Origin of the sequence: Athalassotoga saccharophila (assembly GCF_009936215.1) — a bacterium.
In the GTDB taxonomy this organism is placed as follows: domain Bacteria; phylum Thermotogota; class Thermotogae; order Mesoaciditogales; family Mesoaciditogaceae; genus Athalassotoga; species Athalassotoga saccharophila.
The window spans coordinates 605,917-630,275 of sequence record NZ_AP019551.1 but is presented as its reverse complement, the minus strand read 5'-3'; the positions used below and the strand labels follow the sequence as shown (position 1 = coordinate 630,275).

Below are 24,359 nucleotides of genomic sequence, written 5' to 3'. Positions count from 1 at the left end.
CCGCGCGTGGCGGGGTTGTTCCATAGTTACTAATTAAAGCCTACTTATTGTATTGAACCGGAATATGGACTATTCGCAACTTGTGCATTATTTGTCGTTGGAGTAGCACCCACTATGTTAGAAACGTAAACTTTGTAGGAACCACTCGGTAGATTCTGAGATGTCACAAGCGCATTGGATCCAAGAATTGAGAACTGAGTAATTGTTGCAACTTTGGTTGTGCCCGTTGGAACAACTATTGCCGATGCTTGATATGTAATGCCATTGCTTGTATTGACAAAGTAGACATTTGATGGTGTGAAACTGCTATTGGCTTTAGCAACAGTGTTAAATGTTATGACAACTGGCGATCCGGATGTAGTTAATCGTTGAACATTCGTGATATTGAATGTGAAATTGAAGTTGATCACATTACCGGAATTTGTCGTTGACCTAAGGACACCGGAATTACTCTTGGCAGTAACAGTTACCGTAGCGCTTCCAGACTTACCGGCAAAACCATTGGCCAACAAATTAGGAAGAACGTTGATCGTCTTTGATGCAGTAGTTGAATTTTCATAAAGAGTTATCGGTGATGTTCCTGCAACTTTAGATGTTATGGTTAACGTTGCCTGATTGCCGACTATGCCACTTATATCATCATATGCTTTGTAAGTCACCGACGCATAAGTAGAAGTAGTGCTAAGTTCTGTTGTTGGTGCCGTTGCAGCAACTGTTGGACCTTGCGTATCTACCACAAGTGTGAATGTCGCAAGATATGTTGCGTTGTGGCCGAAATGATCCGTTGAAGAAGCCTTAATCGTGTATTGCAAATGACCATTAACAGTTCCTGTCGCTTTAAAGGTCGCAACTGATGCACCTGATGTTGTTGTGAACGTAAGTTTTGTCGAATGAGTAGTAGATTCTGTTGCAATCGCGGTAACAGGCATCTTGGAATTGTCAACGACAGTTATAGTTCCAGAAAGTCCTGATAGACTTGAAGTATACAGAGTAACGGACGAACCAGTGGTCAACGTGTATGGTGACAATGTAGATCCAGTGCCGCCAATTAACGTTACAGTTATTGTCGGCGCCTGATCATCAACGTAAACAGAAGTAGATTTCGATGCACTGTTTCCGTAAAGGTCTGTTGCAATGGCGGTTAGAGTCTCATATTGGTTACCTGTTAAGGTAACAGATGCTGTCCAAGATGCTGGGTTAGTTGTTGACTGGACTGCGACAAATTTTTGTGTTCCGTAATAGACAGCAACAGATTTTATAACATTGCTTCCATGTGGATCTCCAACCGTTGCCTTAACTGTTGCGGTAAATGACATACCAGATCCAACCGTTGCAGGCGCTGTCAATGTAAGAGATGGGGCAGCAGTGTTGACGTAGACAAGAGCCGTTACCGTCGTCTTGTTCTGGTTGACAGATTCGTCTTGTGCTGTGAAGGATGCCGTGTAAGTTCCGCTGACAGTTGGAGCAACGAATGTCATTGAACCGGTTGGTCCATAGACATATTTAGTCTGGCCATTGAAACTGCCAACTACTTCTTTAATTCCAGCGGCGCTTGTTGCGTTAACTGTGAATGTTACATTCCAACCTTTTCCAACAACCGTTGATGTCGGGCTTACGAAAAGTGTTGGTGGTGTTGTTGTGTTGATTGGCATTGCGAATGTGTTTCCAGCAAGATCAACTATTGGCACGTAAGTCGATATGCTCGATGAGAGTTGGACGTTGGAAAGGTCGGTGAAGACAGAATTGCCAACTTGTGAAGGTGTCCAGACGTTGTATCCGAATGTAACTGTGAATTGAGCGGCTATTCCATAGCCCTGATAATTGGCAAGCACTGTAACTGGCGATATGTTGGTAGAGGTTATTGTTCCGCCGTAAGTTGCAGAATTTGCCGTGAAGGCTTTGAAGCCGTTAACCCACATAGGCTCGGACAACGTTACAACTGCCTGATTTGGAGCAACTGCTTTTATGTTAAGTATCTTCGGGCTGTGATCGACGTTGGTCACAAAGAGCCTTGTAACAGGCTGCGCACCGAGACCGGCCACGTTGGTTGCGTAGAATGTAACCTCATATGGCAGGTTCTGATATTGCGGAGCAAAGACGGTTGGTAATGTTACATTGGCCTGTGCAGTTGCCGTGAAGGCCTTCAGACCAAAGTGATTCGTCATTGCGTAAGATGTTGCCGCATTGTCTATAAGTTCCACAACGGATATCTTAGCAGACTGTACTCCTGCGTAATCCGTCGCGACTGCGCTTATCGTGTTGCCGTTGGCTATGACAGGAACGAGTCCGGATGTAACGTTAGGAACTGCATTTCCATTGAGTTTTACACCGGAGATGACAGGCGCGTATGGATCGAATGCAACAGTTGCGCTAACTGTCGTGGTTCCAAGTCTTGGATCATTTCCTGTAAAGGATATATTGTAGACTCCAGGCATCGAGAATGTCTTTGTTGAGAGTTTGGATATCGTCCACTTGCTGCCCTGTTCAAATCCAAGGGATGAGAGCAATGACGTTGCCTTCAGAGTCGTTGTTGCGACAGTTGTTGTAGATGTTGAGTAAGAGGAGAAGTTAACGACTCCGCTTATTGTTGTGTTGTTACCTGTTGCAAATTTGGACGTAACTGCCAAATCATGCAGGTAATAGAGGACGCCATTTATTGAATAGGTGTAATTGAATGGTTTCGTCAAAACCGTTGCCTGTCCATTTATGCTTACACCATTGAGTGTCAATGTGGCAGATGGGGTTATGTTGTCGCCGAGTGTGTAGAATGTAGAGAAGTATCTGAAGTACTGGTATGTTGACGGAATGTTGAAGGACTGCACATTAACTCTCGCGGCACCCGGTACCTGATAATATGACGGAGCGTAAAGCACCCTAACGCTTGTCAATGCAGTGCCAGCAGGTGTCGGAACTGGTACGTTATATGTTCCATTGGCTGCCTGTACAGTTAAGGCTGGCGTATTGTTGACCATGAAGGTCAATGTCATGTTGGGCTGTGGATTCGGTGTGAGGCCAGAAATTGTTACAGGCAACGTGTAAGTACCGGTGGTGTTGATAACCGGTGTTGCGGCCATGCCATTTGCCGTGCTGGTCACGCCAACTCCAGAGATGGAGACTGTGAATGGTATTTGTGGAATGACTGTCCTTACAATCTGACCGAATATAGACTTCTCTGGCTGTATTGAATTGTAGACGGAGACCTGTATCGTCTGGGTTGCAACCTGATTCGTCATTCCAACGTTCTGGTAAAGTCCAGGAATTGCAAAGAGGAAGTATCCTGACTGTGTGGATGTCTGGGTTACCTGAAGCGGTATGACGTAGGCGGCCGTGTTGAATCCATTGATCGCGTTGCCAACCTGAACGTTTATGTAATTGAGCAACTGGTTGTAATTATTCTCTGCAAACTGTCCCCATGGGAAGTCTGGGTCGTTGTTGATATCAACTCTGAAGACCGTTGTAGAAACTGTCGTCGGAGTTGCAGAAAGAGGCTGATATTGTGTACCGGCAGAGAGTGTAACATTTGGATACACAAGATCAACCGTTATGATTCCCCAGTTAACCCATGTGATATGTTGACTGAGCAAAGACTGTGGTGCGCCTTGAGCGGCAAGTGCATCGTAGATGAGGTCTTTGACGCCTATCCAGACATTATACTGTGTCTGGTTGGTCAGGCCATACGTGCTTATTGTCGCAGAGTAATAGTTGGGCTGCTGTGGAAGCGTTGTTCCAAATGTCGCGGTCAATGTAACTGTCGTGGCATTTGAATTTTTTATAGGAACGAGTCTTACGAATGCCGTTGGAGAAAGCAAACTGTACCCACCAACGTTATCCTTAGCGGAAACTGCAAACGCGTATTTTTCGGTGTTAACGGTCTGCTGGTACTGTCCGCCAATTGCCGTTGCCTGAGGTGCAACATTGGAGTAGAGAACTGGATAATTTGGAGTTCTAACGGTGTTTCCAGTTCCAAGAACTGTCTGGTTAAGAGTGAATGTTGTCGGATCGAAGTGTTTATCTGAGGCTATTATGTAAGCGTTGTAAGTCCCGGGCTGTGTAAATGACACTTTTGCCGTTATCGTTGTTGCTCTCTGACCATAGTTGGCTATGTTACTGTTATTTGGATAGACAAGGAATGCTGTGGCAGGAGATGTCATCATTGCCCAGTATATGGCATGATCATCGTTGACCGTGGCTTCAATCGTCATCGGTCCGTAGTACACCGGTATTGAAATGCCAGATATCGAAACGGAGGATCCGGCGTATGTAACTTTAACTGTAGGAGCAGATGTGTCGGCCTGAACTGCGTAATTTGTCGTCGCATAAGTTGTCATGTTGGCAATTCCAGCAACTGTCGCGCCTATTGTGTATATTCCGGATGGACCGTAGAACGCAACTTTGTAATTCTGACTTCCGTAAACAAATCCGTAAGCATTCGCGCCATTGGCCTGAACTGCGCTTACAGGCTCAATGAGGTTATAGGTAAAACTCATCGAATTCGTTCCGTTTTGTGCATTACTGTATGCCGTTGTCGTTGAATATCCTGTGAATGGAGAATTAACCTTAACCGGCACTCCAAGTGTTATACCAGTTATCGGCTGTAAAGAGTTAACGTTGACTGTAACTTGAGCGGGAACTCCTTCGTATGTTCCGGTTGAACTAAGAGTTACAACAGGAGCAGCCGTCACAGGAGAAACATCGTATCTTAAGAAGGCAATTGATGTGTTGTTAACATTTATGCTAAATGTCACATAAGCATGATTTGGAGCGACCTGTGGATTAAAGAGATATGCAAGCAATTTGATAGGAACTATATTTTGTGGAGTTGGATAACTTCCAGACAAAACTGTTCCGGGTCCGGCTATAGATGTTGTTAACATCTTGCTTGTGAAGTACTGCTGTGTAAGATTGAAAGATGTGATAGGCTGGGATCCGGCCTGGATGTATCCGTAAAGATCAAGATTAGATCCGGCAGGTATTGATATCCAGTCATTGGTGTTGACAACGTGTCCCGCTTTGTCTATTAAGAAGACGTATGGAGTGTTGGCAGGATTAGATGTCTGAACTCCGAGCACTGTAGCAACCGCAGTCTGGATCGTGTATCCCCATGGATCTTTGAATGTCAATGTCAAAGTATTCCACTGGTTTGGAAGAAGTTTGACATTGGCTATTGGGCTTTGAGATGTGTATGTTGCGGCTGATCCACCATTTATAGAAAGGTATGCGCTAACTCCTGGAGTTGTTGTGAATGTGAAGGATGCAGGAGTCGTTGTTGCCATAACAAGTCTTGAAGGCGTGTTTACACTGTTGACAGCAGGAGAAATGTATGGCACCTTGATAACGACGGAGTTAGATCCGGAAACTGTCGATGCGCCTATTGTAACTGTAGCGTTGACATAAAGCGTGTATGTTCCGGTTGAAGATGGTGTCCATGTAAATGTGTATGGATTGGCGTTGTTGTTTGGCTGAATTGTCTGACCGTTAACACTTGCCCACACAGCAACCTGCCCAACTTTGTTCGGGTTGGTAACTGTCGCGCTGAAGGTTATAGGAGACTGTGCAACGTAGTATTTGCCCTGATAATTCGGGGCAACGTTGATAAGGCTAACAACCGGCGCTGCGTACTTTGTCGATGGCGGGGTTACGGGTTGGGCCGAAGCGATTGTGAACTTCTGGGAAGCGCTTCCCGGAGTCTTTGCTCCGCTCTGAGCAGTAACCGTTAAATAATAACTTCCAACTGGCAGATTGGTAAATGTGTAACTAAATGACCCAGTATTCTGCCCGAAGGCACCGCTCATGTTAAATGTACCATAATTCTGTCCATTTTGAACAAGCGAAACCTGAACGGACTGGATCGGGCTGTGAGCCAGGACTGTTGCTGTGACTGTTACATTGGTAGAACTTGTGGATGTTGGCACTGTTATGGTCTGGCTTGGCGCCGGTGAAACGATCGTTACAAGCGGCGTAAATGTGTCTATCTGCGGCAAGAGGAAACAGCCGGACAGCACAACCATAAGCAGGGCCACGGAGACAACGAGACCTAAAATCTTTTTACTCATTCATTCTCCTGCTTACCCTGTGGGTTGCAGGAAAACACCTCCCTTCGAGATGTAATTACATTTTGATTTTTTGAAAAAACATATTGCATACTGTCTAACCCCCTTTTCGGGAGATAAAAACTCTTTCAAGAAATTATATACTTAAAAACCTTATTTGTCAACGGTTTTTTTGAAAATCAAACACAAAAAGTTGGTGCCGAGGGCGGGACTTGAACCCGCATGGGCTATGCGCCCACAAGAACCTGAATCTTGCGTGTCTGCCAATTCCACCACCTCGGCTCAGATTTTTTATATCATTGATTTTATCGTCAAGCAGGTCGATTTTCCCGTTTTTTCCATAGTTGTTAATAGTATAGCATATCAAAGAATGTAAAGCAAGAGAAATGTGTACATCTGAGGTGGTTTGATTTGTCAATTATACCGATCTATCCGCCATTTTGGTGTATAATGGGTCGAGGTGGATTTTGTGATAATTTATGGAAGAAATGTGATCGAAGAGGCTTTAAAGATCGGTATTCATATATCTAAGGTATTCATCTCGGACGTGAATTCTTCCGAAATGAAGAGATTGAGAGACGAGATAGAAAAAAGAAATATCAGGATCGAAATTTTAGACGATAGAAAGATAGACGAGATTGCCCATTCCAGGGATCATCAGGGAATCGCCGCAAAGATAAAAGATTTTCTTTATTCCGACACCATCAAGACACTCGATGGTATAGACCATGATCCATTCATCGTGATTCTCGATCAGGTCCAGGATCCCCAAAATTTTGGCGCGATAATAAGAACGGCATACGGCGCCGGAGTTGATCTTATAATAATTCCAAAAGACGGAAGCGTTCATGTAACGCCTGCCGTTCTCAAATCTTCGGCAGGTTACGCATTCAGAATGCCTATCTGTATCGAGGTGAATATCGCAAGAACGATAGAAATCTTAAAGGAGAGAAATATCTGGGTCTACGCGGCGATGATGGAAGGAAAGCCTTATTTTTCGATGGACTTCAAAGGGCCGATCGCCTTCGTCTTTGGAAATGAAGGAAAGGGTATAAGAAGGCTTGTCGCCGAAAAGTGTGATGATAAAGTCTCGATTCCGATGGCGCGAGAGATGGATTCTTTGAATGTCTCGGTCAGCGCGGCGGTGATACTTTTTAAGGCCATGGAGATGAGAAATGATAGTAAGGTTACCAGATGAGGTTGTAAGGAGAATAGCGGCGGGAGAGGTTGTGGATCATCCTTCTTCAGTTGTAAAGGAACTCATCGAAAACGCGATAGATGCTCACGCTTCTAAGGTTAAGATCTCTATATCCAACGGTGGAAAGTCTTTGATAACCGTCGAGGACGATGGAGATGGAATGACCGAGGATGATCTCAAGATGGTCGTCCTTCCACACACGACATCGAAGATCAAAAATTTTGACGACATCTTCAACCTAACAACCTTTGGATTTCGCGGAGAGGCGATTTCTTCTATCGCGGCCGTCTCTAAAATGAAAATAGAAAGCGCGAATTCAGATAATGGCACAGGATACGCGATAGAGGTGATCGGCGGTATAGTCGGAGAGACATATCCCGTCTCGAAGTCAAAAGGAACAAGGGTAAGTGTGATCGATCTTTTCTTCAACGTGCCGGCAAGAAGGAAGTTTTTGAGTTCGACATCGGTCGAGGCGAGAATGGTAACCGAGATAGTCGAGAAATTCATTCTCTCTTCAAGAATCGCGATCGAACTTTCAAGAGACGGAGAGAGTATTTACAAGATCACAGACAACATGACGCTTGAGGATAGAATAAAGATGATCTTTGGAAATTACGATCTTATCCCCATCGACAAAAACGCTGGTGGCATGAGAATTCACGGGTTTATAAGCGCTCCTGACGTTGGGCGCCAGAATAGATTGAGCGAGGTCATCTTCGTGAACGGAAGATATGTAAAGAGTCCTTTTTTGATGAAGGCCATCGAAGCGGGATATGCCGAGCACCTTAAAAAGGGCGAATTTCCAATGGCTGTGATCTTTGTAGAGGTTCCGCCTCAAACAATAGATGTCAATGTCCATCCACAGAAGTTAGAGGTGAAGTTCAGCGATCAGTCAAGGATATTCGGAATCGTCGCCGGGGTAATAAAAGAATCTCTTGCCTCTCCCGATATCTTCAAAATTCCCACGATCGAAAGTCCAAAGTTCACAGATACCATTTCCTCTTACCAGCAAAGCGCGGAGGAAAGTCCAAAGACGAAGTTCGAGAAATTTGAAAGTGAGAGTTTTGACTTTGACATGACGAAATTCGAAATGTCCCAGACAAGAGAGAGTTTGTCCGAGACCCACGTGATGGGAATTGTCAAGGGAAGATACCTCGTAACATATAGCGAGACGGCCATTTACATAATAGACATTCACGCAGCGCACGAGAGGATAATTTTTGACAGGATAAAATCGACGAAGATCTCTTCTCAGAATTTGGTCGATCCAATTCGGATAGAATTGAATAAGATCCAGATGGAAACCTTCGAAGATCACAAAGAGGAGATAAGATCCTTTGGGTTCGAATTCAAAGACGGTTTCCTTGTGAGCGTGCCTTCATTTAAGATAGAAGACTGGAAGGAGACCTTTATATCGACGATAGAGAATTTCAGAATTTCGTTCGCGCGAGATCCGAAGGAGGAATTCTTTGCCGATCTCGCTTGCAAGATGGCCGTAAAGACCGGAGAAAGAATATCTGACATCGAGATAAAGCAGTTGCTTTCGGATATAGACAAATTAAAAGTATGGTCTTGCCCTCATGGAAGACCGCTGGTCTATTCGATAGAGTTAAAAAGACTTGACAGGTTCTTTGGCCGCTAAATTTGCATCCTCATTATCTCTTCGTAAGCGTTGACTATTTTGTTCGTGATATCCGTCGTCAGTTGCAACATTATGTCGGCCTTCTCTGCCTGAATTATGACCGCGTGTATGTCTGAAGTCTTTCCAGTTGCAAAATCCGCGGTCATTTGATCTGCCTTTTCGACGGTCGAGTTGACCGTGTTTATGGCGTCGGTAAGGACCTTTTTAAAGTCAGGCCCTGAAGACTGGGATGAGGTTGAAGATCCAGAGATCGGTCCTATCGGATTTATGGGGTTTACAGGATTAACCATTTACATCACTTCCCTATCTGAAGCGCTGCATTTGCCATCGTCTTTGCGTCATTTATGACGGTGGCATTTGCCTCGTAATTTCTCTGTGCATCTATCATATCGACCATTTCTCTCAAAACATTAACATTTGGCATTTCAACGTACCCGTCTTTGTTTGCCGCAGGATTAGATGGATCGTAGACCAATTTAAAGGGAGAATTGTCCTGGGCAATTTTTACGACTGCCACACCTGCAGGTTCTACGCCATTGGAGGTATTTTTGAACTGTTCGGCGAAGATCGGTATTTCTTTTCTGTAAGGTCCACCCTCGGGCGTTTGAGTTGTGTTGGCATTGGCTATGTTGTTGGAGATTATGTCAACTCTCAACTGCTGGGCCGTCATTCCAGAAGACGATATATCTATGGCGCTAAAGATAGACACTCATATCACCTCACACGGTCTTTAAAACGTCGGCGTATCTTTTGAAATTCATCGAGGCAAGCATCGTCAAGGTTTCATACCTTATCGTGTTTTGGGCAAGGATCGCCATTTGCTGGTTTACATCGACGTTGTTTCCATCATTGCTTATGGATGTCGAATAATCCGTGTAAATTCAGGCTCTATCTTTTTATCCGAAACTTTCATCATGACGTAACTCGCCTTGAAATTGGGTGTGTCGGCATTTGCGATGTTATTTGCTATAACCTGAGTTGTCAGAGTTGAAACGTCCATGGCACTCTTTAGAAGATCTATGTTTTGAAACATATTATCGCCTCCGAATGATCTTTCTTTGCCGATGGAATGAATTCCTAAATGAATTGACTGATTATCAAAAAGGCATTCAGCGCTATTACAGACGATGCTATCATCCAACTCAAAATATTTGTAAACCTTCCATTTGCAAGTTTGCCCATCAAAGTTTTATCCCTTGTAAATTGAATAAGGGGCACAAGCGCAAAGACTATGCCAAAACTGAGCACAACCTGGCTAAAGACAAGGACATTTGTAGGATTTATTCCCAAAAAGATCACGATAAAGGATGGAATCATCGTCACGATCCTTCTTATCCATATCGGTATTTTGAATTTGACAAAACTCTGCATGAGAACCTGTCCGGACATAGTCCCGACTGCCGATGAAGAAAGACCGGAGGCAAGCAGAGATATGGCAAAGACAAATCCGGCCGCCCCGCCAAGCAGAGGAATGAGAGTCATGTAGGCAGTCGATATGCTTGATACATCCTGATGACCTGTAAAATGAAAGGTTGAGGCCGCCATCATGAGCATCGCCATATTCACAAAGCCCGCTATGCCCATGGCAATCAAGACATCTAAAAGATTGAATTTGTGCAATCTTTTCAACTGGTCTTCATTTTGCGCCTTTATTCGATTCTCCGTCAGGGCAGAATGCAAATATATGACGTGGGGCATTACCGTGGCCCCGAGGATGCCGGCCGCCATGTACACGCTTTCTGGACCTGAAAATTTTGGAATCAGGGTTCCTCCCAAAACTCCAAAACCGTTGGGCTTGCTTATGAATATCTCCGTTACGTAAGAAAAGGCTATGACACTCAAAAGAAGCGTTATGATGATCTCAAATGGCCTGAATCCGTAATCCTGAAAGAAGAGAATGAAGATCGTCGCGATTCCGGACAGTATCGCCCCGACAAATAGAGGGACTCCGAGTAACAATTGAAAAGCGATAGACGCTCCTAAGAATTCGGCCAGATCCGTAAAGATCGCTATAATTTCGGTCTGAATCCAGTAAAACCAAACAAAACCTTTTGGATATCTTTCGCTTATCAAAGTCGCAAGATTTTTCCCCGTCGCTATACCGAGTTTTGATGAAAGCGCCTGAATGAACATTGCCATCAAATTGGCCCAGAGTATGACCCACAGAAGTTCATATCCGAAGGTCGCGCCACCTTGTATATTCGTCGCGAAATTCCCGGGGTCGACGTACGCGACTGAGGCTATGAATGCAGGACCCAAAAATGGCAAAAGCCTTGCAAAACCGCGCCGTTTTTCGGTGTGATTTAGCACCATTTGACCGCGAGCAATCGTTTTTTGATCCATTTTTTTCATGATGTTTTCCATATTCTCACTCCTAAAAAAATGAGGCGCGCGGGCGCCTCATCCTTACTTTTCATATTTCTTGAACGCTAAGAACCAATCTACCTTTTCGTAATCTTCTTTCATCCTCTTTTCGGCATCGTCTACCGTGAGAGGAGTTGGAACTATTACCTTCTCGCCAACCTTCCAGTTTGCCGGAGTAGCCACCCCGTGTTTGTCCGTGTACTGGAGCGCGTCTACAAGCCTTAAGATTTCGTCTATATTTCTTCCATTCGTGGCTGGATAGTACAATATCGCCCTGACGATACCCTTGTCATCTATGACAAAGACAGTTCTAACGGTCGAGGTCTTTCCGCTTCCGGGATGGATCATGCCGTAAAGATGGGCGACATTCATGTCAAGGTCTGCGATAACCGGGAACTCAACTTTGAATCCGAAGTATTTTTGAATCTCTCTTATCCATGCTATGTGAGAATAAACGCTGTCGATGGAAAGTCCTATAAGTTGGACGTTACGCTTTTTAAATTCTTCCTGTTTTTCGGCGAAGGCCGCAAATTCAGTTGTGCAGACTGGCGTGAAATCTGCCGGATGCGAAAATAGCACCACCCATTTCCCCAAAAAGTCAGACAGTTTTATCTTCCCCTTAGTCGTTACGGCCTCAAATTCCGGCGCCTTTTCTCCTATTAAAGGTATTCTTACTTCTTCCATTTTAAACCCTCCTTTTATTTAATGCTAATGATTTTCATTTTTATTATATCCATAAATAGTTACAAACAAATAAAGAAATTTTGAATATTTGTAATATACTCAATTCACTTTAATTTATTGCTTTTCCTACATGCCACCCGTTACGCGCCGTTTGTCGATCATTCGGAATTCGAACTTTGTTTGGTATAATAAATAAAGAACGTATTTGAAAGGATATGCCTATGAAATACGAGATAACGGGAAAGCCTTATTATCCGATTCTAAGAGTCTCTTTGGAGATTGGGGATCGTTTTTTTGTGCGTCCCAAATCAGTCTTTGCATTTGATATCAACGCCAAATGGAAGGCGGGCGATTTTTATCTTTTTTACGTTGAGACCTATCCTTCAGAGTTGCTTGTATTATCTCCATTTTACGGAGACATATCGTACATAGATGTTGCCGGCCAGACGATCTACGTTAATTCGTCTGCATTGTTGGCGTTCCATGGAGATCTTACAATAGACGATAAATGGGGAGGGGCAAGAGAATTTTTCTCCGAAGATGAAGATCTTCTTTTCAAGGTAACCGGAAAAGGTGGCATATTCCTTTGCGCGAATGGCATCATTTACAAAAAATGGATCTCCTCAACGACCTTTATCGACGAGGAAAATATTTTGGCCTTCGAGCCTTCTCTCAATTACAAGCCCTACCTTCTCGAAAATGACGAGAGATCATTTTACGCCTTCGACGGAGGAGGAAATATTTACTTTCAGTCAAGGATACATAAAAAGGATGACAAAAAGTAAAAAAGCAGAGAATGCGACACCAAAAACACTTAAAGAGATGTAGATTATAAGGGATATCTTTCCTTCTATCCTTTTATCTCTTTCGAAGTGCCGAAAGACATGGACATTCCAGATAAGGGATATAAGAGAGGTTATTCCAACTATGATTATGACAAATATAAGCATCTCGATTGAAAACGCGCCGTGACGGCGCGTTTTTCATTTCACTTCTTCCTTAAACGCTTTTCCAGGGCGGAATTTCGGAACTTTTCTTTCTGCTATCTTTATCTTCTTACCAGTCTGTGGATTTCTTCCCTCGCGAGCAGATCTCTTGACAACCTCAAATGTTCCGAATCCCACGAGTTGAACTTTTTCACCATCGGCAAGCGCCTTTGTTATGCTGGTAAGAACTCCCTCGACTACGTCTTTGATCTCTTTCTTGTGATATCCCGTCTCTTCCGCTACCTTATCGATCAGTTCCTTCTTGTTCATGTTGTTCCCCCTTTCATCGGATGTTGGAAATGTCCATAATTATCGCTAAAATCAAGCATATTTTACGTATTGCTTAAATATACAACAAAATTTGAAAGTTGTCAAATATCCTTTATTACTGTAAAAACGCTAAATATCATAGAAAAAAAGAGCAAACTCGCGATTTATACGCTTATTTGCTCTTAAATATCGTTAATTTCAGAATTTACCTTATTTTCTGTCTAATTTCAGATTTGCTTTTTTTACATCATTTAATCCGTTCGCTAAATTCACCAACTTTGATAAGTTACTGTGGAATTATCAGACCGTAATTTCCATCTTCCCTCTTGTAAAGCACATTTATCTGTCCATCTTCGACATTCCTAAAGACGAAAAACTGGTGACCAAGCATTTCCATCTCGACTATTGCCTCGTTGATATCTATTGGAGAGAGAACGAACTTTTTGATCTTAACAACCTTTTGTTCTTCTTCCTCCACTTCTTTGACCTGAGGCTGGACCTTTTCTCTCTTGAGCGTTGTGTATCTCTCTTTAAGTCTTTTGAAACGTTTTTCTATCGTGTCTATACAGCCATCTATCGAGGCGTAAAAATCCGTCGTCGTCTCTTTGGCCCTTATTATTATGGACCTGAGTTTTAGCGTTGCCTCCACGATGCTCCTTTCGCGTTCTTTTTCGAACTTCACTTCTATATCGGCCGAAGGATCGTCCACTATTCTTTCTATCTTTTCGACTTTTTTCTCGAAGTAATTCTTCATCGCATCGCTGATCTCGACATTTCTCGCTTTGTACTGAATTTTCAATTTGATCTCTCCCTTCTCAAATACATTCCAAATCTTGACCGTTAGCGATCTTATATGCTAAACTAAGAAAGTATCCGGGGTCGTGGCGCAGTTGGGAGCGCGCTTCCTTCGCAAGGAAGAGGTCGTGGGTTCAAATCCCATCGGCTCCACCATGTAAGGCAGGCAAGGCCTGCCTTATTTGTTTGCCGCCAGTTCGGCCTTCCTTTCCTGAATTATCTTGTCCTGAAGGTTTCTTGGCACCTCTTCGTATCTTGAAAATTTCATGGTGAAATATCCCTGACCGCTCGTCATCGAATTCAATTTAGAAGAGAAATCAAGGACTTCGGCAAGAGGAATTTCGGCCTTTATGACCTGATATCCATTCTCACCAGATTCCATCCCCTGAATTCTCCCGCGCATGGAGTTAACATCTCCCATTATGTCGCCGGCGTACTTGTCTGGAACGTAAATCTCAACGCTCATTATAGGCTCCAAAAGCGTCGGATTGCCATTTTGCATTCCTATTTTGAATGCCTGAATAGCCGCTATCTGGAAGGCTATATCCGAAGAGTCAACTTCATGGTATGATCCGTCGTACAAAATCACCCTCACATCGTCGACAGGGTACCCACCAAGTACTCCAGATTTTAGAGCCTCTCTTATACCCTTTTCAACTGAAGGAATGAAGTTTTTCGGTATGGCACCACCGAAGATTTTGTCCACGAATTCAAATCCCTTTCCCCTCTCGAGCGGTTCGAGTTCTATTTTAACGTGACCGTACTGGCCATGACCTCCCGTTTGTTTTTTGTGTTTGTATTCTGCATTCGATTTTTTCGTTATCGTCTCTCGATAGGCTATCTTAGGCTTTCCAAGTTCTACCTCAACTCCAAAGTTTTTCTTCAATTTCTCAAGGGTGGCCTCAAGATGGACATTTCCTATTCCCGATATGACTATTTCTGAAGTTTCTGGATTGAATTCCATGTGGAAGGTTGGATCTGACTCTGCAAGCCTTGTAAGTCCATTCGTTATCTTGTCTATTTCGGCCGCGTTTTTGGCCTTTACCGATTTCGATATCATCGGATCGGGGAACTGGTATATCTTTTTCGCGCTTACTTGATTTGCAATATCACTTAGAAAATCTCCAACTTTGCTGTCTTTTAGTTTCGGAACGGCTCCTATGTCACCGACTGAAAGTTCTGGAACTTCATTTTGTTTCTTGCCAAATGGCACGTAAAGATGGTTTATCCTTTCACTTGACTGTGTCGTGCCGTTGTATATCGTGTCCCCGGCCTTTATCTGACCTCTTAAGACTTTAACGTATGTTAATTTTCCTATGAAAGGATCTACTGTAACCTTGAAGATCAGAGCGGCAAAAGGTCCAGATGCGTCGGGTTTTATCTCTCCTTCCAATTTCAGAGGAACATCGAGAGGAGAGGCTCCAAATTTCTGGAGACCTTCCATGAATTCATTTACTCCAATTCTCTTTATTGCAGAACCACAAAAAACAGGTACGATTTGGTTTTCCCTGTATCCTTTTGAGAGCGCTTTGAGTAGATCGGCATTGTCTATAGGCTGATCTGACAGGTACTTTTCCATAAGGCCTTCATCCTGTTCGACGGCCGCCTCTATCAATTCGGTTCTGTATTTTTGAGTCTTTTCTTTTAACTCTGGCGGTACATCAGAGACGGAAACCTTATCTCCGGAATAAAGATATGCCTTCTGGGATATAACATCAACGATGCCTTTGACTTTCAGACCTTCTTCGAGAGGAAAATTGATAACGGCGACGTTTTTCTTCGCGAGTTTCTTGGACTGTTCAACGGCTTTATCAAAATTGGAAAACTCTTTATCTATGCCATTTACAAAGATCATCATTGGTTTTTTGTAATCCTGGGCTATTCTCCAAGTCTTCTCCGTCTGGACCTCAACGCCACTCGCCGAATCCAAAACAGAACACACGTTGTCTGCGACTAATGTCGTAAGGATTACCTCTCCTATGAAATCTGAAAATCCCGGCGTATCGATCAAAAAGTACCTGTATCCTTCCTTTTCAAAAGTGGCGATTGACGCGTTTATACTCGTTTTTCTTTCAATCTCGACGGGATCAAAATCCATGACGGTATTTCCCTGATCTACACTTCCCATTCTTTCTGTAACTTTATTGTTGAAAAGTATAGACTCACACAGGGTTGTCTTCCCGCTTCCGTTATGACCTATGAATGCAATGACTCTTTTCTTCTCGACAGCGATCACCTGTCAACACCTCCAGTTGTTTTATCGATTTCAATCCAGAATAGACCGACACCAAGATTGCCATTGACGATCTTCCCATCGACAATCATGAATACATTTTCACCAAGATAGAAAGCATCTGAAAAGCCCATATTCAAGAGTATGTCTGAAACCATTCCAAGATCCTGTTCTCCTTCAACGTAGATGAAATAAAGTTTTTCACCTTTAGCCGCTATGACATAAAAATCCTTGGAATTTATCGAATTCAATAATGGCATTTTAGACGAATTTTGAATCATCAAAGTTTTGCCCTGAATTGCAAAGATCGAATTTTGTATGTAAAATGGTAAAAAGAAATTGACGATTTGACCTATTTTTACGTCATTCCAAAAAATCGTAGAACTTTTATTTATCGAGAGGACATAACCATTTGCCCTTGGAATGTAATCCGTCGATATAACCCGCCCATCTTTTATCTGAACGTAAAGCCTGTTTGGAGAATTTGAAATTTCCTGTCCGGCTGTGTAAAGAATCACATTACCGGAATTTGAATTTATACCGTCTATTACAAATGGTATGTTTCCTATGTTAACCGTTATGACCTGATCTGTTTCAATTATATCAAATTTTTGTCCATTCCATGTCAAAAGAGGCGATCCGTTAGATGGCACACCGTAAAGACGATCATTTGCATATATTAAAGGAGTGGATGATTCAAACCCGACAATGGCTATATTGCTATTTCCAAGCAAAGATATCGTCGTCGTGCCAGAAGATTTAATAACCTTCAAATTCGCCGATGAAGGAATTTCGATCATCTTCAAACGAAGAACTTTTCCCGAAAGCAACGTAGAGACTGAGGTTTTGTAAAGAATGCCATTTCCAAAATCTATCATCTCGGCATTTTGAACTGGCAAGGTTGGTGTGCCGGTCGATGTTTTCACAGTCAATGTGGAGTAGAACGTTACAAGGTACTCGACGGAAAAATTCCCGTCTCTTTCGACAACAAGGGGAGAGTTTGGATGGACGTAATTCGGGGAAAATTTGACGGGAAAGACCTTTATGTCCGTTAATATCCCGCTTCGAGAGACTTTAACCGTTTCATCTGGCGGGATCGCATTGAAAAAGATCGTGAATTGATGTCCGTAAAGTATCGCGCCATTTATTTCAAGCGCTGGTGGCCTTTTTATCATGAAGATGCCATCTGTCTCTTGAGTATAATTTGCGCCGAGTAACATGGAAAGGCTCGCGACCGATATCAAAGGGTTGTTTGCATTGCTTGCGGCATTTGAAAGCGCGTAAATGGCATCGTAGAGCCCTTCTCCGCTTGATGTGTTGAAGGATATGAAATTGTTATTCCACTCCGCGACGCCCATTCCATCTTTTACAGACCATTTGATATTCCAAAAGTCCGCCACTTTTTTCAATTGAACAAATGGATTACCTTTCCAGTAAATTAGATCTGAAATTCTCGTGATATTTTGTCCGTCAACTACGTAAAGAGATGAGGCGAATACAAATACCGGAAAGACGATAAAAAGCAAGATGTACCCTTTAATCAACGACACCGTGCACTATCTCCACCTTTTTTGGTTTGGTCTTCGAAATTCTGTAAGATTCTTTTACGAGTTTTATGGCCTCCTGAAGTTTCTCTTCGGAATTGTAGTAGAGAGTACAAAGCACATCTTTTGGCTTTACTTCATCTCCCGTCTTTTTGTTGAGTCTTATTCCGACGGACAAATCTATGACGTCTTCTTTCTTTTCACGGCCCGCTCCCAACTTCATCGAGGCTATTCCTATCTTCTCGGCATCCATTCCTCCAACGTAGCCAGCACTTTCACACTTTAAATCGTATGTCTTTTTTGATATACCAAGCAAAGAGGTATCATCGACAACGCGAGGATCTCCACCCTGAGCGATTATCATCTCGCGCATTTTTTCAAGGGCCTTTCCAGAAGATATCGATTCCTTAAGCATCTTTCTTGCCTGAGAAAGGTTGTCGCTTATCTTTCCGAGTTTTAGCATCTGGGCTCCGAGTTCGATGCAGAGTTCTTCAAGATCGTCAGGTCCATTTCCCTTAAGTGTCTCTATTGCCTCTTCTACCTCTATCGCGTTTCCGACTGTGCGCCCGAGAGGTTTATCCATGTCAGTTATAAGTGCGACCATAGATTTTCCGTGTCTTTTCCCTATGTCTACCATGGCGCGCGCAAGATCCGTTGCCGATGCTATATCCTTCATGAAGGCTCCGGATCCCACCTTCACATCCAAAACGATGGCATCTGCACCGGCGGCAAGTTTTTTGCTCATTATGCTCGAGGATATCAACGATATCTCGTCAACTGTGGCCGTAACATCTCTAAGCGCGTATATCTTTTTGTCGGCAGGTGCCAAATTTGCGGTTTGTCCGACTACCGCTATGAGATGTTCTTTCACACATTTTTTGAATTCTTCCTCGCTTAAAGCCGTCCTAAAGCCCGGGATCGATTCGAGTTTATCAACCGTTCCTCCCGTGTGTCCCAATCCGCGGCCGGACATCTTCGCGACTGGAAGGCCACAGGACGCAACCATTGGTGCGAGGACAAGGGTCGTCTTGTCTCCAACGCCTCCGGTAGAATGTTTGTCAACCTTAATGCCCGGAATAAAGGAAAGATCTATGGTATCGCCAGATCTGGCCATTGTTTCTGTAAGGTTGTATCTTTCTTCGGCATTCATGTGCCTGAAATAGACTGCCATCAAAAAGGCGGCCATCTGGTAATCGGGTATTTCACCCTTTACAAAACCATTTACCATGAATTCTATCTCTTCTTTTGAAAGTTCATGGCCATCTCTTTTTTTCAAAATAACATCGTACGCTCTCATGGTATCACCTCAGCATGTTTTCTCGATTATTATCTTAACGATCGATATGAAACGTTTAGATACGCTGTTTGCAACTTCAAGGACTTCTTTTTCAGAAAGAGGTTGGGGAAGAACGCCGGCGGCCATGTTCGTAACACAGGAGATTCCGAGAGTTTCAATGCCGACATGATTGGCCTTTATTATCTCGGGAACGGTCGACATTCCGACCATGTCCGCCCCGATCTTTCTTAGCATCCTTATCTCTGCGGGAGTTTCATAACTCGGCCCTAACATCGATGCGTATGTACCGCTTTCGAGTCTTTCTTTCATGCTTTCGTAAATCGCGTCATTGGCCTTCTCGATCCATGCGGTAGAAAGTGGCGAGGACATATCGGGAAATCTTGGTCCCACCTTTTCATCGTTGGGGCCAATAAGAGGATTTCTGAAAGAAAGATTTATTATGTCCTTTATGAAAACGAGTTGGCCGGGCTTGAACGAAAGTTTTATTCCGCCAGCCGCGTTAGTGACGATGAGTTTTTTTATCCCGATCATCTTCATAACCTCTACTGGATAGACTATGTCGCGGGGTTTGTACCCCTCGTACATGTGAAAGCGTCCATTCATAAGAAGCACGTACTTTCCGCTTACTCTCCCATACACGAGTTCTCCAGCATGGCCCGGAGCCGTCGATCTCAAAAAGTTGGGTATTTGAGAGTAAGGAATTCTTACCGCCTCTTCCACTTCATAGGCAAGTTTTCCAAGGCCGGATCCGAGTATTACGGCAACATCAACCTTTCCAATCCTTGATTTTAGAAATTCAACGCTCTCTTCTATCATTTCAATTCCTCTCCAAGGTTCTCTATGACCGCTTCGAAAATCTTCGCGATCTGAATTCCGGTTCTATTTGCGACCTCCAAAACCTCTTGGGCGGTAAGAGGCTTCAATCCCTCCGGTATGGCCCTGTCCGTTATAGCCGAGATGGCAAGGACCTTTATTCCGCCGTGATTTGCGACTATTACCTCTGGCACTGTTGACATACCAACCGCGTCCGCTCCGAGAAATCTAAACATTCTCAATTCGGCCGGCGTTTCGAATGAAGGACCGGAAACGGCGACGTACACACCCTTGTAATAGGGGATGATCAATTCCTTTGCCGCCTCTTCGGCCATCGAGATGAGTTTTGAATTGTAAGCCTCGGACATGTCAGGAAATCTTACTCCCCACTCATCTATGTTTTTTCCTATGAGCGGGTTGTCTCCCATGAAATTTATATGATCTGTTATTATCATTGGATGGCCCGGCTCAAATGTGTGATTTAGACCGCCGGCCGCGTTGGTCAGGAAAAGGTATTTTATTCCCATCATTTGAAAGACCCTTATTGCCATCGTTACTTCCTTCATGGAATATCCCTCGTAAAAGTGGAACCTTCCATTCATAAGGACCGTATCGATACCCTTCCATTTTCCAAAGATCAACTCTCCAGCGTGACCGGGCGCCGTCGAGACCGGGAAATGTGGAATTTCTGAATATTTTATCTTGATCTGATCGGTGAGGCTTTCCTTTATGACAGAAAGGCCAGATCCAAGTACAATCGCCACTTTTGGATTTGATCTCACCCTATTCTTTAAAAAATCAACTGATTCTTTGACCATCTGAACGTAATCCATCTGAATTTCTCCTTTCGACAAATTTTTTTCTCCAGTTACCCCCATTAAGGTAATCGAATTTCACTCCCTGATATTCGGAGTTCTTAATCATCTCTTCCTCTATTGATTTTTTCGCCTCGGCGTAGGTCAATCCTATCGAGTAAAGCGCGTCTTGCGGAGGCGTGGATATTATCCTGTGTATAACGATGGCGGGATCGAGGTAGGAAAGAAATGCGCGGGCCCTTTTTATGTATTCATCGGCACCGAATGGTTTTAATTTTCCATCGATGTAATCCCTTCCCATCTTTGTGCCTTTGACTATGTAAAGAGAATGCATCTTTACGCCATTTACCTTTAAGGCAGAAAGGATCTTCGCACATCCTATCTCGTCTTCGATTGTGTCAGTTGGAAGATCTAAAATAACGTGGGCAATAACTTCAAAGTTGTACCTTTTGGCTCTAAGAACGGCGTCTATGAACTCGCCTACCGAATGGCCACGGTTTATGTATACAAGCGTATTCTCATTTATCGATTCAAGGCCAAATTCGATGAAGATATCAACGTGCCTTTCATCCGAGATCTGCTTGATCATTTGTGCTATCTCCTCGGAGAAGGCATCTGGTCTTGTAGAGATGTCGAGCGCCACGACATCTTCGATCAAAGATGCTTTGTAAACTTCTTCGAGTTCTTCAAGCGGACCGTAGGTATTTGTAAATGACTGAAAGTAAGCCATGAATTTTTCGGCTTTGTACTTTTGTCGCGCGATCTTCATGCCTTCTACGACCTGAGTGTGGACATCCAAGTTCCTGAATTTATTTCCAAATCCACTTCCCGTTTCCTCGCAAAAGGTACAGCCACCAAATCCAGCCGTACCGTCCCTGTTGGGACAGGTTCTGAAGTACGATATCGATATTCTCTGGACTCTCGCGCCGTATTTTTCTTTGAGATAAGGAGAAAGTTCCCTGTATATCAATTATTCGCGCCTCCAAACACATTCATGAAATTTTGAATCTGGTCTTTGATGGGATAAAGCGCAGAGGGATCTTCAGATTTGAGAATGAAGATCGTGTAATGAGTGTACCATGCTAAGTATTTTGAAGTTTTTAATTCTCCAGAAAACCACCATAAACTGCTGTTGAGCGCATTCCACGTGCCACTCTCTTTTTTTGCAAAAGCGTACCAGAGATCGTGCATCTCGAAGGTGCTTTGAAATTCTGCCGCATAGAGAGAGACTGTGGATGATGTTGAAGCGTACGTTGCAAAGACACTTCTTATTATTCCCTTTGATCTGTACCCCATGAATTGAGAAGGCTTTACAATTATCTCGTAAGTTTTAACTTTGTAATTCGATGGAATGAAGTTTCTCAGAGTACTTATGTTGTATTTGTCCAAAAAACAACCGCTTAAAATTGTCATCAAAAAAAGCGTTTCAAATACGAGAATTAAGATCGGTATAAACTTTTTCGAAATCTTCTATCACCTTCTTTTCATCGACGGTAATAAAACCTTCATCGTATATCCACCTACCACCTATCATAACCTTTTTTATGGCCGGTGTGTCAAATGAATAAACGATGTGAGAAAGTATCTTATCAGATGGGACTGTCGAGATATCGTGTGGATCTATGACGATCAAATCGGCAAGCATTCCAGCCTCGAGAGATCCTATATCGAAGGGCAATGCCTTTTTCGCATTCGATGTCGCCATCTTTATCGCCTCTTCAACCTTTATGATCGTTGGATCCTGATCTTTCGCCCTTTGAAGTAGAATTCCGAACCTCATCTCATTGAATATGTTAAGGGCGTTGTTTGAAGCCGCAGAGTCCGTTCCAAAGGTTACGTTAACTCCCAAATCGAGTGCCTGAATTATCGGCGCTATCCCATTTCCAAGTTTAGCATTCGAAGAGGGATTGTAAGACAGCGTCGATCCCCTTTTCGAAATCAATTCGAGTTCTTTTTTATTGAGATGCGTGCCGTGGGCTATTATTGTCTTTTCGTAAAACGCACCTATAGAATCCAAAAAATCAACGGCTTCCATACCGTTTTTCTTAAAGTCCTTTCTTTCTCCCGGAGACTCGAGAAGATGAAAGGTAAGAGGAAGAGGATACTTTTTTGCCGTGTCCACCACATCTTTGAAGTAAGGCATTGAACACGTGTAGATCGCGTGAGGTCCAAACCCTCCCTTCACGAGAGGATCATCGATATGCTTTTTTGCAAAATCCTCGGCAAGAAGAAGTTTTCTATCTCCCTTTCCATCTGTATCGGCAAGACCGCGTGCCACGATTCCCCTTATTCCAAGGTCTTTTGCGGCCTGGTATATCGCGTCTTCATGAAAATACATGTCAACGAATGTCGTTATACCGTGTCTAACCATTTCCATAAAGCCCGCAAGACTTCCCGTGTACACGTCATCCGGGGTAAGTTTATCTTCTCTCGGAAAGATGTAATTGAATAACCAATCGTTGAGATCGACGTCTTCGGCAATCCCTCTAAAAAGCGTCATGGCGGCATGGGTATGTGTGTTGATAAGGCCGGGCATTACGATCATCCCATCAAGGTCTACTTCATCTCCCATCGCAAAATCAACGATTCTGTCTCCCTCGACAAAGATGTCGGCCTTTTTCAGGGATATATCTTTTCCGATCACCGTGGCATTTTTGAGAACTAAACTCATTTGAGATCCCTCAATTTTTTGTAGGAGTTAACGTATTTGTCGTAAAGGGATCTTACGTCTGAGTCGGGTAAGGCATTTACCTTTGGGTATTGAGAGGCTATAACGTACATTTCAGAGGCCTTCTCACACATCTGGGCGGCAAGAAGCGCATCATCCATTGTAGGTCCTACGGCGACCTGACCGTGATTTGCGATTATGGCGGCCATTCTATCTCCAAGTGCTTTGACCACCTCATCGGCGAGTTCCTGAGTGCCCGGATATCTGTAAGATGTAACCCTTATCCTTCCACCTATTACCATGGCAACGTCTTCAACGAGAAGTTGAACTTCGTCGAAAATAGCCGAGGCTATCGAGGCGTAAAGGCTGTGGGTATGAACTATCGCGTTAACGTCTTTTCTCGAGGAGTAAATTGCCACGTGCATTTTCAATTCGCTCGAGGGTGGAAGGTTTCCCTCAACGACATTTCCGGATCTATCACATATAACAAGATCATCTTCCCTTATCGCGTCGTAAGGAATTCCGCTCGGGGTTATGAGTATATTGCCATTTTCAAGTCTTAAAGAAAGATTTCCCCATGTCCCCGATACAAGTCTAAGATCCATTATCTCCTGACAGGCATCAAGCAAAATTATGCTCTCTTTCATCTTTTTACCTTCTTTCGTCAAATATATTTGAACTTTTGCCTTGTGAATAACTTTGAAGCATTTCTATGGCCTTCGAAATGTTCGAGATCTTTTCGTCTATTTCTTTCATCTGTTTTTTGTATTCTTCATCAAATTTTTTTAAATCATCCAAAAGTTTTGAAGTTGTAGCCTGAGATATGCGTCCATCGGAATTCTTCAACATTTCGATTTGTTTTTCCCGCACTTTCATAAGTTCAAAGACCTTTTCGATCTTTCCATTTTTTACATTTTCCGTCATTTCACAGGTTATCTCGTCTATCGCCTGAGCCATCTCTTCGGCAGAATTCAAAATCATCACCCCACCAAAATTATAC

At 43.4% G+C, this 24,359-nt stretch carries 22 protein-coding genes and 2 tRNA genes; 4 read left to right on the top strand and 20 right to left on the bottom strand.

Features of this window, described 5'->3' with window-relative positions; genetic code table 11:
- Positions 1 to 44 precede the first annotated feature (44 nt).
- Both ATHSA_RS03125 and ATHSA_RS03120 read right to left on the bottom strand, forming a co-directional pair.
- On the bottom strand, positions 45 to 6,053 hold the full coding sequence (locus ATHSA_RS03125) for a beta strand repeat-containing protein (RefSeq protein WP_161847703.1): 6,009 nt from the start codon (positions 6,051 to 6,053) through the stop codon (positions 45 to 47).
- A 191-nt stretch (positions 6,054 to 6,244) separates the two neighbouring features.
- A tRNA-Leu gene (locus ATHSA_RS03120) sits at positions 6,245 to 6,332 on the bottom strand.
- A 187-nt stretch (positions 6,333 to 6,519) separates the two neighbouring features.
- Between ATHSA_RS03120 and rlmB the strand changes: the two genes are divergently transcribed.
- Both rlmB and mutL read left to right on the top strand, forming a co-directional pair.
- On the top strand, positions 6,520 to 7,248 hold the full coding sequence (gene rlmB, locus ATHSA_RS03115) for a 23S rRNA (guanosine(2251)-2'-O)-methyltransferase RlmB (protein WP_161847702.1): 729 nt from the start codon (positions 6,520 to 6,522) through the stop codon (positions 7,246 to 7,248).
- Entirely contained in the window at positions 7,226 to 8,890 is a 1,665-nt protein-coding gene (gene mutL / locus ATHSA_RS03110; protein ID WP_161847701.1) for a DNA mismatch repair endonuclease MutL, read from the top strand. The genes rlmB and mutL overlap by 23 nt, the downstream gene beginning before the upstream one ends.
- On the opposite strand, the gene fliE is transcribed toward mutL, so the two are convergent.
- From fliE to ATHSA_RS03085, 5 genes are all read right to left on the bottom strand, one after another.
- Positions 8,887 to 9,180: a flagellar hook-basal body complex protein FliE gene (gene fliE, locus ATHSA_RS03105; protein ID WP_161847700.1), complete on the bottom strand. Its 294-nt coding sequence runs from the start codon at positions 9,178 to 9,180 to the stop codon at positions 8,887 to 8,889. The genes mutL and fliE overlap by 4 nt on opposite strands.
- A 5-nt stretch (positions 9,181 to 9,185) precedes the next feature.
- Positions 9,186 to 9,599 carry a flagellar basal body rod protein FlgC gene (flgC, locus tag ATHSA_RS03100; RefSeq protein ID WP_161847699.1) on the bottom strand — a complete coding sequence of 138 codons (414 nt, stop codon included), beginning with the start codon at positions 9,597 to 9,599 and terminating at the stop codon, positions 9,186 to 9,188.
- A 144-nt stretch (positions 9,600 to 9,743) separates the two neighbouring features.
- Positions 9,744 to 9,923, bottom strand: a complete 180-nt coding sequence (locus ATHSA_RS10135) for a flagellar basal body rod protein FlgB (RefSeq protein WP_197739216.1) — start codon at positions 9,921 to 9,923, stop codon at positions 9,744 to 9,746.
- Positions 9,924 to 9,967: 44 nt separating this feature from the next.
- Positions 9,968 to 11,254 (bottom strand): Nramp family divalent metal transporter, encoded by a 1,287-nt coding sequence (locus ATHSA_RS03090; RefSeq protein ID WP_161847698.1) that lies wholly within the window; start codon positions 11,252 to 11,254, stop codon positions 9,968 to 9,970.
- Between the two features lie 42 nt (positions 11,255 to 11,296).
- Positions 11,297 to 11,938 (bottom strand): peroxiredoxin, encoded by a 642-nt coding sequence (locus ATHSA_RS03085; RefSeq protein WP_161847697.1) that lies wholly within the window; start codon positions 11,936 to 11,938, stop codon positions 11,297 to 11,299.
- Between the two features lie 221 nt (positions 11,939 to 12,159).
- Here ATHSA_RS03085 and ATHSA_RS03080 point away from each other — a divergent pair, with 221 nt between their 5' ends.
- Positions 12,160 to 12,723, top strand: coding sequence for an AIM24 family protein (locus ATHSA_RS03080; RefSeq protein ID WP_161847696.1), 564 nt, complete (start codon positions 12,160 to 12,162; stop codon positions 12,721 to 12,723).
- On the opposite strand, the gene ATHSA_RS03075 is transcribed toward ATHSA_RS03080, so the two are convergent.
- From ATHSA_RS03075 to hpf, 3 genes are all read right to left on the bottom strand, one after another.
- Positions 12,691 to 12,888, bottom strand: a complete 198-nt coding sequence (locus ATHSA_RS03075) for a hypothetical protein (protein ID WP_161847695.1) — start codon at positions 12,886 to 12,888, stop codon at positions 12,691 to 12,693. The two genes, ATHSA_RS03080 and ATHSA_RS03075, sit on opposite strands and share 33 nt — an antisense overlap.
- A gap of 33 nt (positions 12,889 to 12,921) precedes the next feature.
- Positions 12,922 to 13,194 carry an HU family DNA-binding protein gene (locus ATHSA_RS03070; protein WP_161847694.1) on the bottom strand — a complete coding sequence of 91 codons (273 nt, stop codon included), beginning with the start codon at positions 13,192 to 13,194 and terminating at the stop codon, positions 12,922 to 12,924.
- 286 nt (positions 13,195 to 13,480) lie between these two features.
- The gene (gene hpf, locus ATHSA_RS03065) at positions 13,481 to 13,993 is read right to left on the bottom strand and encodes a ribosome hibernation-promoting factor, HPF/YfiA family (RefSeq protein ID WP_161847693.1); all 513 of its coding nucleotides are present in this window, start codon (positions 13,991 to 13,993) and stop codon (positions 13,481 to 13,483) included.
- A 76-nt stretch (positions 13,994 to 14,069) separates the two neighbouring features.
- On the opposite strand from hpf, the gene ATHSA_RS03060 reads away from it, so the two are divergent.
- Positions 14,070 to 14,145 (top strand) — tRNA-Ala (locus tag ATHSA_RS03060).
- Positions 14,146 to 14,167: 22 nt separating this feature from the next.
- Here ATHSA_RS03060 and fusA read toward each other — a convergent pair.
- Genes fusA through ATHSA_RS03010 form a run of 10 tightly spaced genes read right to left on the bottom strand, consistent with a single transcriptional unit; the run spans position 14,168 to position 24,340 of the window.
- Positions 14,168 to 16,225: an elongation factor G gene (gene fusA, locus ATHSA_RS03055; protein WP_161847692.1), complete on the bottom strand. Its 2,058-nt coding sequence runs from the start codon at positions 16,223 to 16,225 to the stop codon at positions 14,168 to 14,170.
- On the bottom strand, positions 16,222 to 17,772 hold the full coding sequence (locus tag ATHSA_RS03050) for a hypothetical protein (protein WP_161847691.1): 1,551 nt from the start codon (positions 17,770 to 17,772) through the stop codon (positions 16,222 to 16,224). The genes fusA and ATHSA_RS03050 overlap by 4 nt, the downstream gene beginning before the upstream one ends.
- Entirely contained in the window at positions 17,759 to 19,063 is a 1,305-nt protein-coding gene (locus ATHSA_RS03045) for a pyrimidine-nucleoside phosphorylase (RefSeq protein WP_161847690.1), read from the bottom strand. Before ATHSA_RS03045 ends, ATHSA_RS03050 begins: the two co-directional genes overlap by 14 nt.
- 9 nt (positions 19,064 to 19,072) lie before the next feature.
- Entirely contained in the window at positions 19,073 to 19,879 is an 807-nt protein-coding gene (locus ATHSA_RS03040) for a purine-nucleoside phosphorylase (protein WP_161847689.1), read from the bottom strand.
- Positions 19,876 to 20,709 carry a purine-nucleoside phosphorylase gene (locus tag ATHSA_RS03035; protein WP_161847688.1) on the bottom strand — a complete coding sequence of 278 codons (834 nt, stop codon included), beginning with the start codon at positions 20,707 to 20,709 and terminating at the stop codon, positions 19,876 to 19,878. The genes ATHSA_RS03040 and ATHSA_RS03035 overlap by 4 nt, the downstream gene beginning before the upstream one ends.
- On the bottom strand, positions 20,675 to 21,661 hold the full coding sequence (locus ATHSA_RS03030; protein ID WP_161847687.1) for a TIGR01212 family radical SAM protein: 987 nt from the start codon (positions 21,659 to 21,661) through the stop codon (positions 20,675 to 20,677). Before ATHSA_RS03030 ends, ATHSA_RS03035 begins: the two co-directional genes overlap by 35 nt.
- Entirely contained in the window at positions 21,658 to 22,104 is a 447-nt protein-coding gene (locus ATHSA_RS03025; RefSeq protein WP_232060120.1) for a hypothetical protein, read from the bottom strand. The genes ATHSA_RS03030 and ATHSA_RS03025 overlap by 4 nt, the downstream gene beginning before the upstream one ends.
- Positions 22,105 to 22,117: 13 nt before the next feature.
- Positions 22,118 to 23,362, bottom strand: coding sequence for an amidohydrolase (locus tag ATHSA_RS03020; protein ID WP_161847685.1), 1,245 nt, complete (start codon positions 23,360 to 23,362; stop codon positions 22,118 to 22,120).
- Positions 23,359 to 24,006: a class II aldolase/adducin family protein gene (locus ATHSA_RS03015; RefSeq protein WP_161847684.1), complete on the bottom strand. Its 648-nt coding sequence runs from the start codon at positions 24,004 to 24,006 to the stop codon at positions 23,359 to 23,361. Before ATHSA_RS03015 ends, ATHSA_RS03020 begins: the two co-directional genes overlap by 4 nt.
- 4 nt (positions 24,007 to 24,010) lie before the next feature.
- Complete coding sequence (locus ATHSA_RS03010) at positions 24,011 to 24,340, bottom strand: hypothetical protein (RefSeq protein ID WP_161847683.1); 330 nt, start codon at positions 24,338 to 24,340, stop codon at positions 24,011 to 24,013.
- Between the last annotated feature and the right edge of the window lie 19 nt (positions 24,341 to 24,359).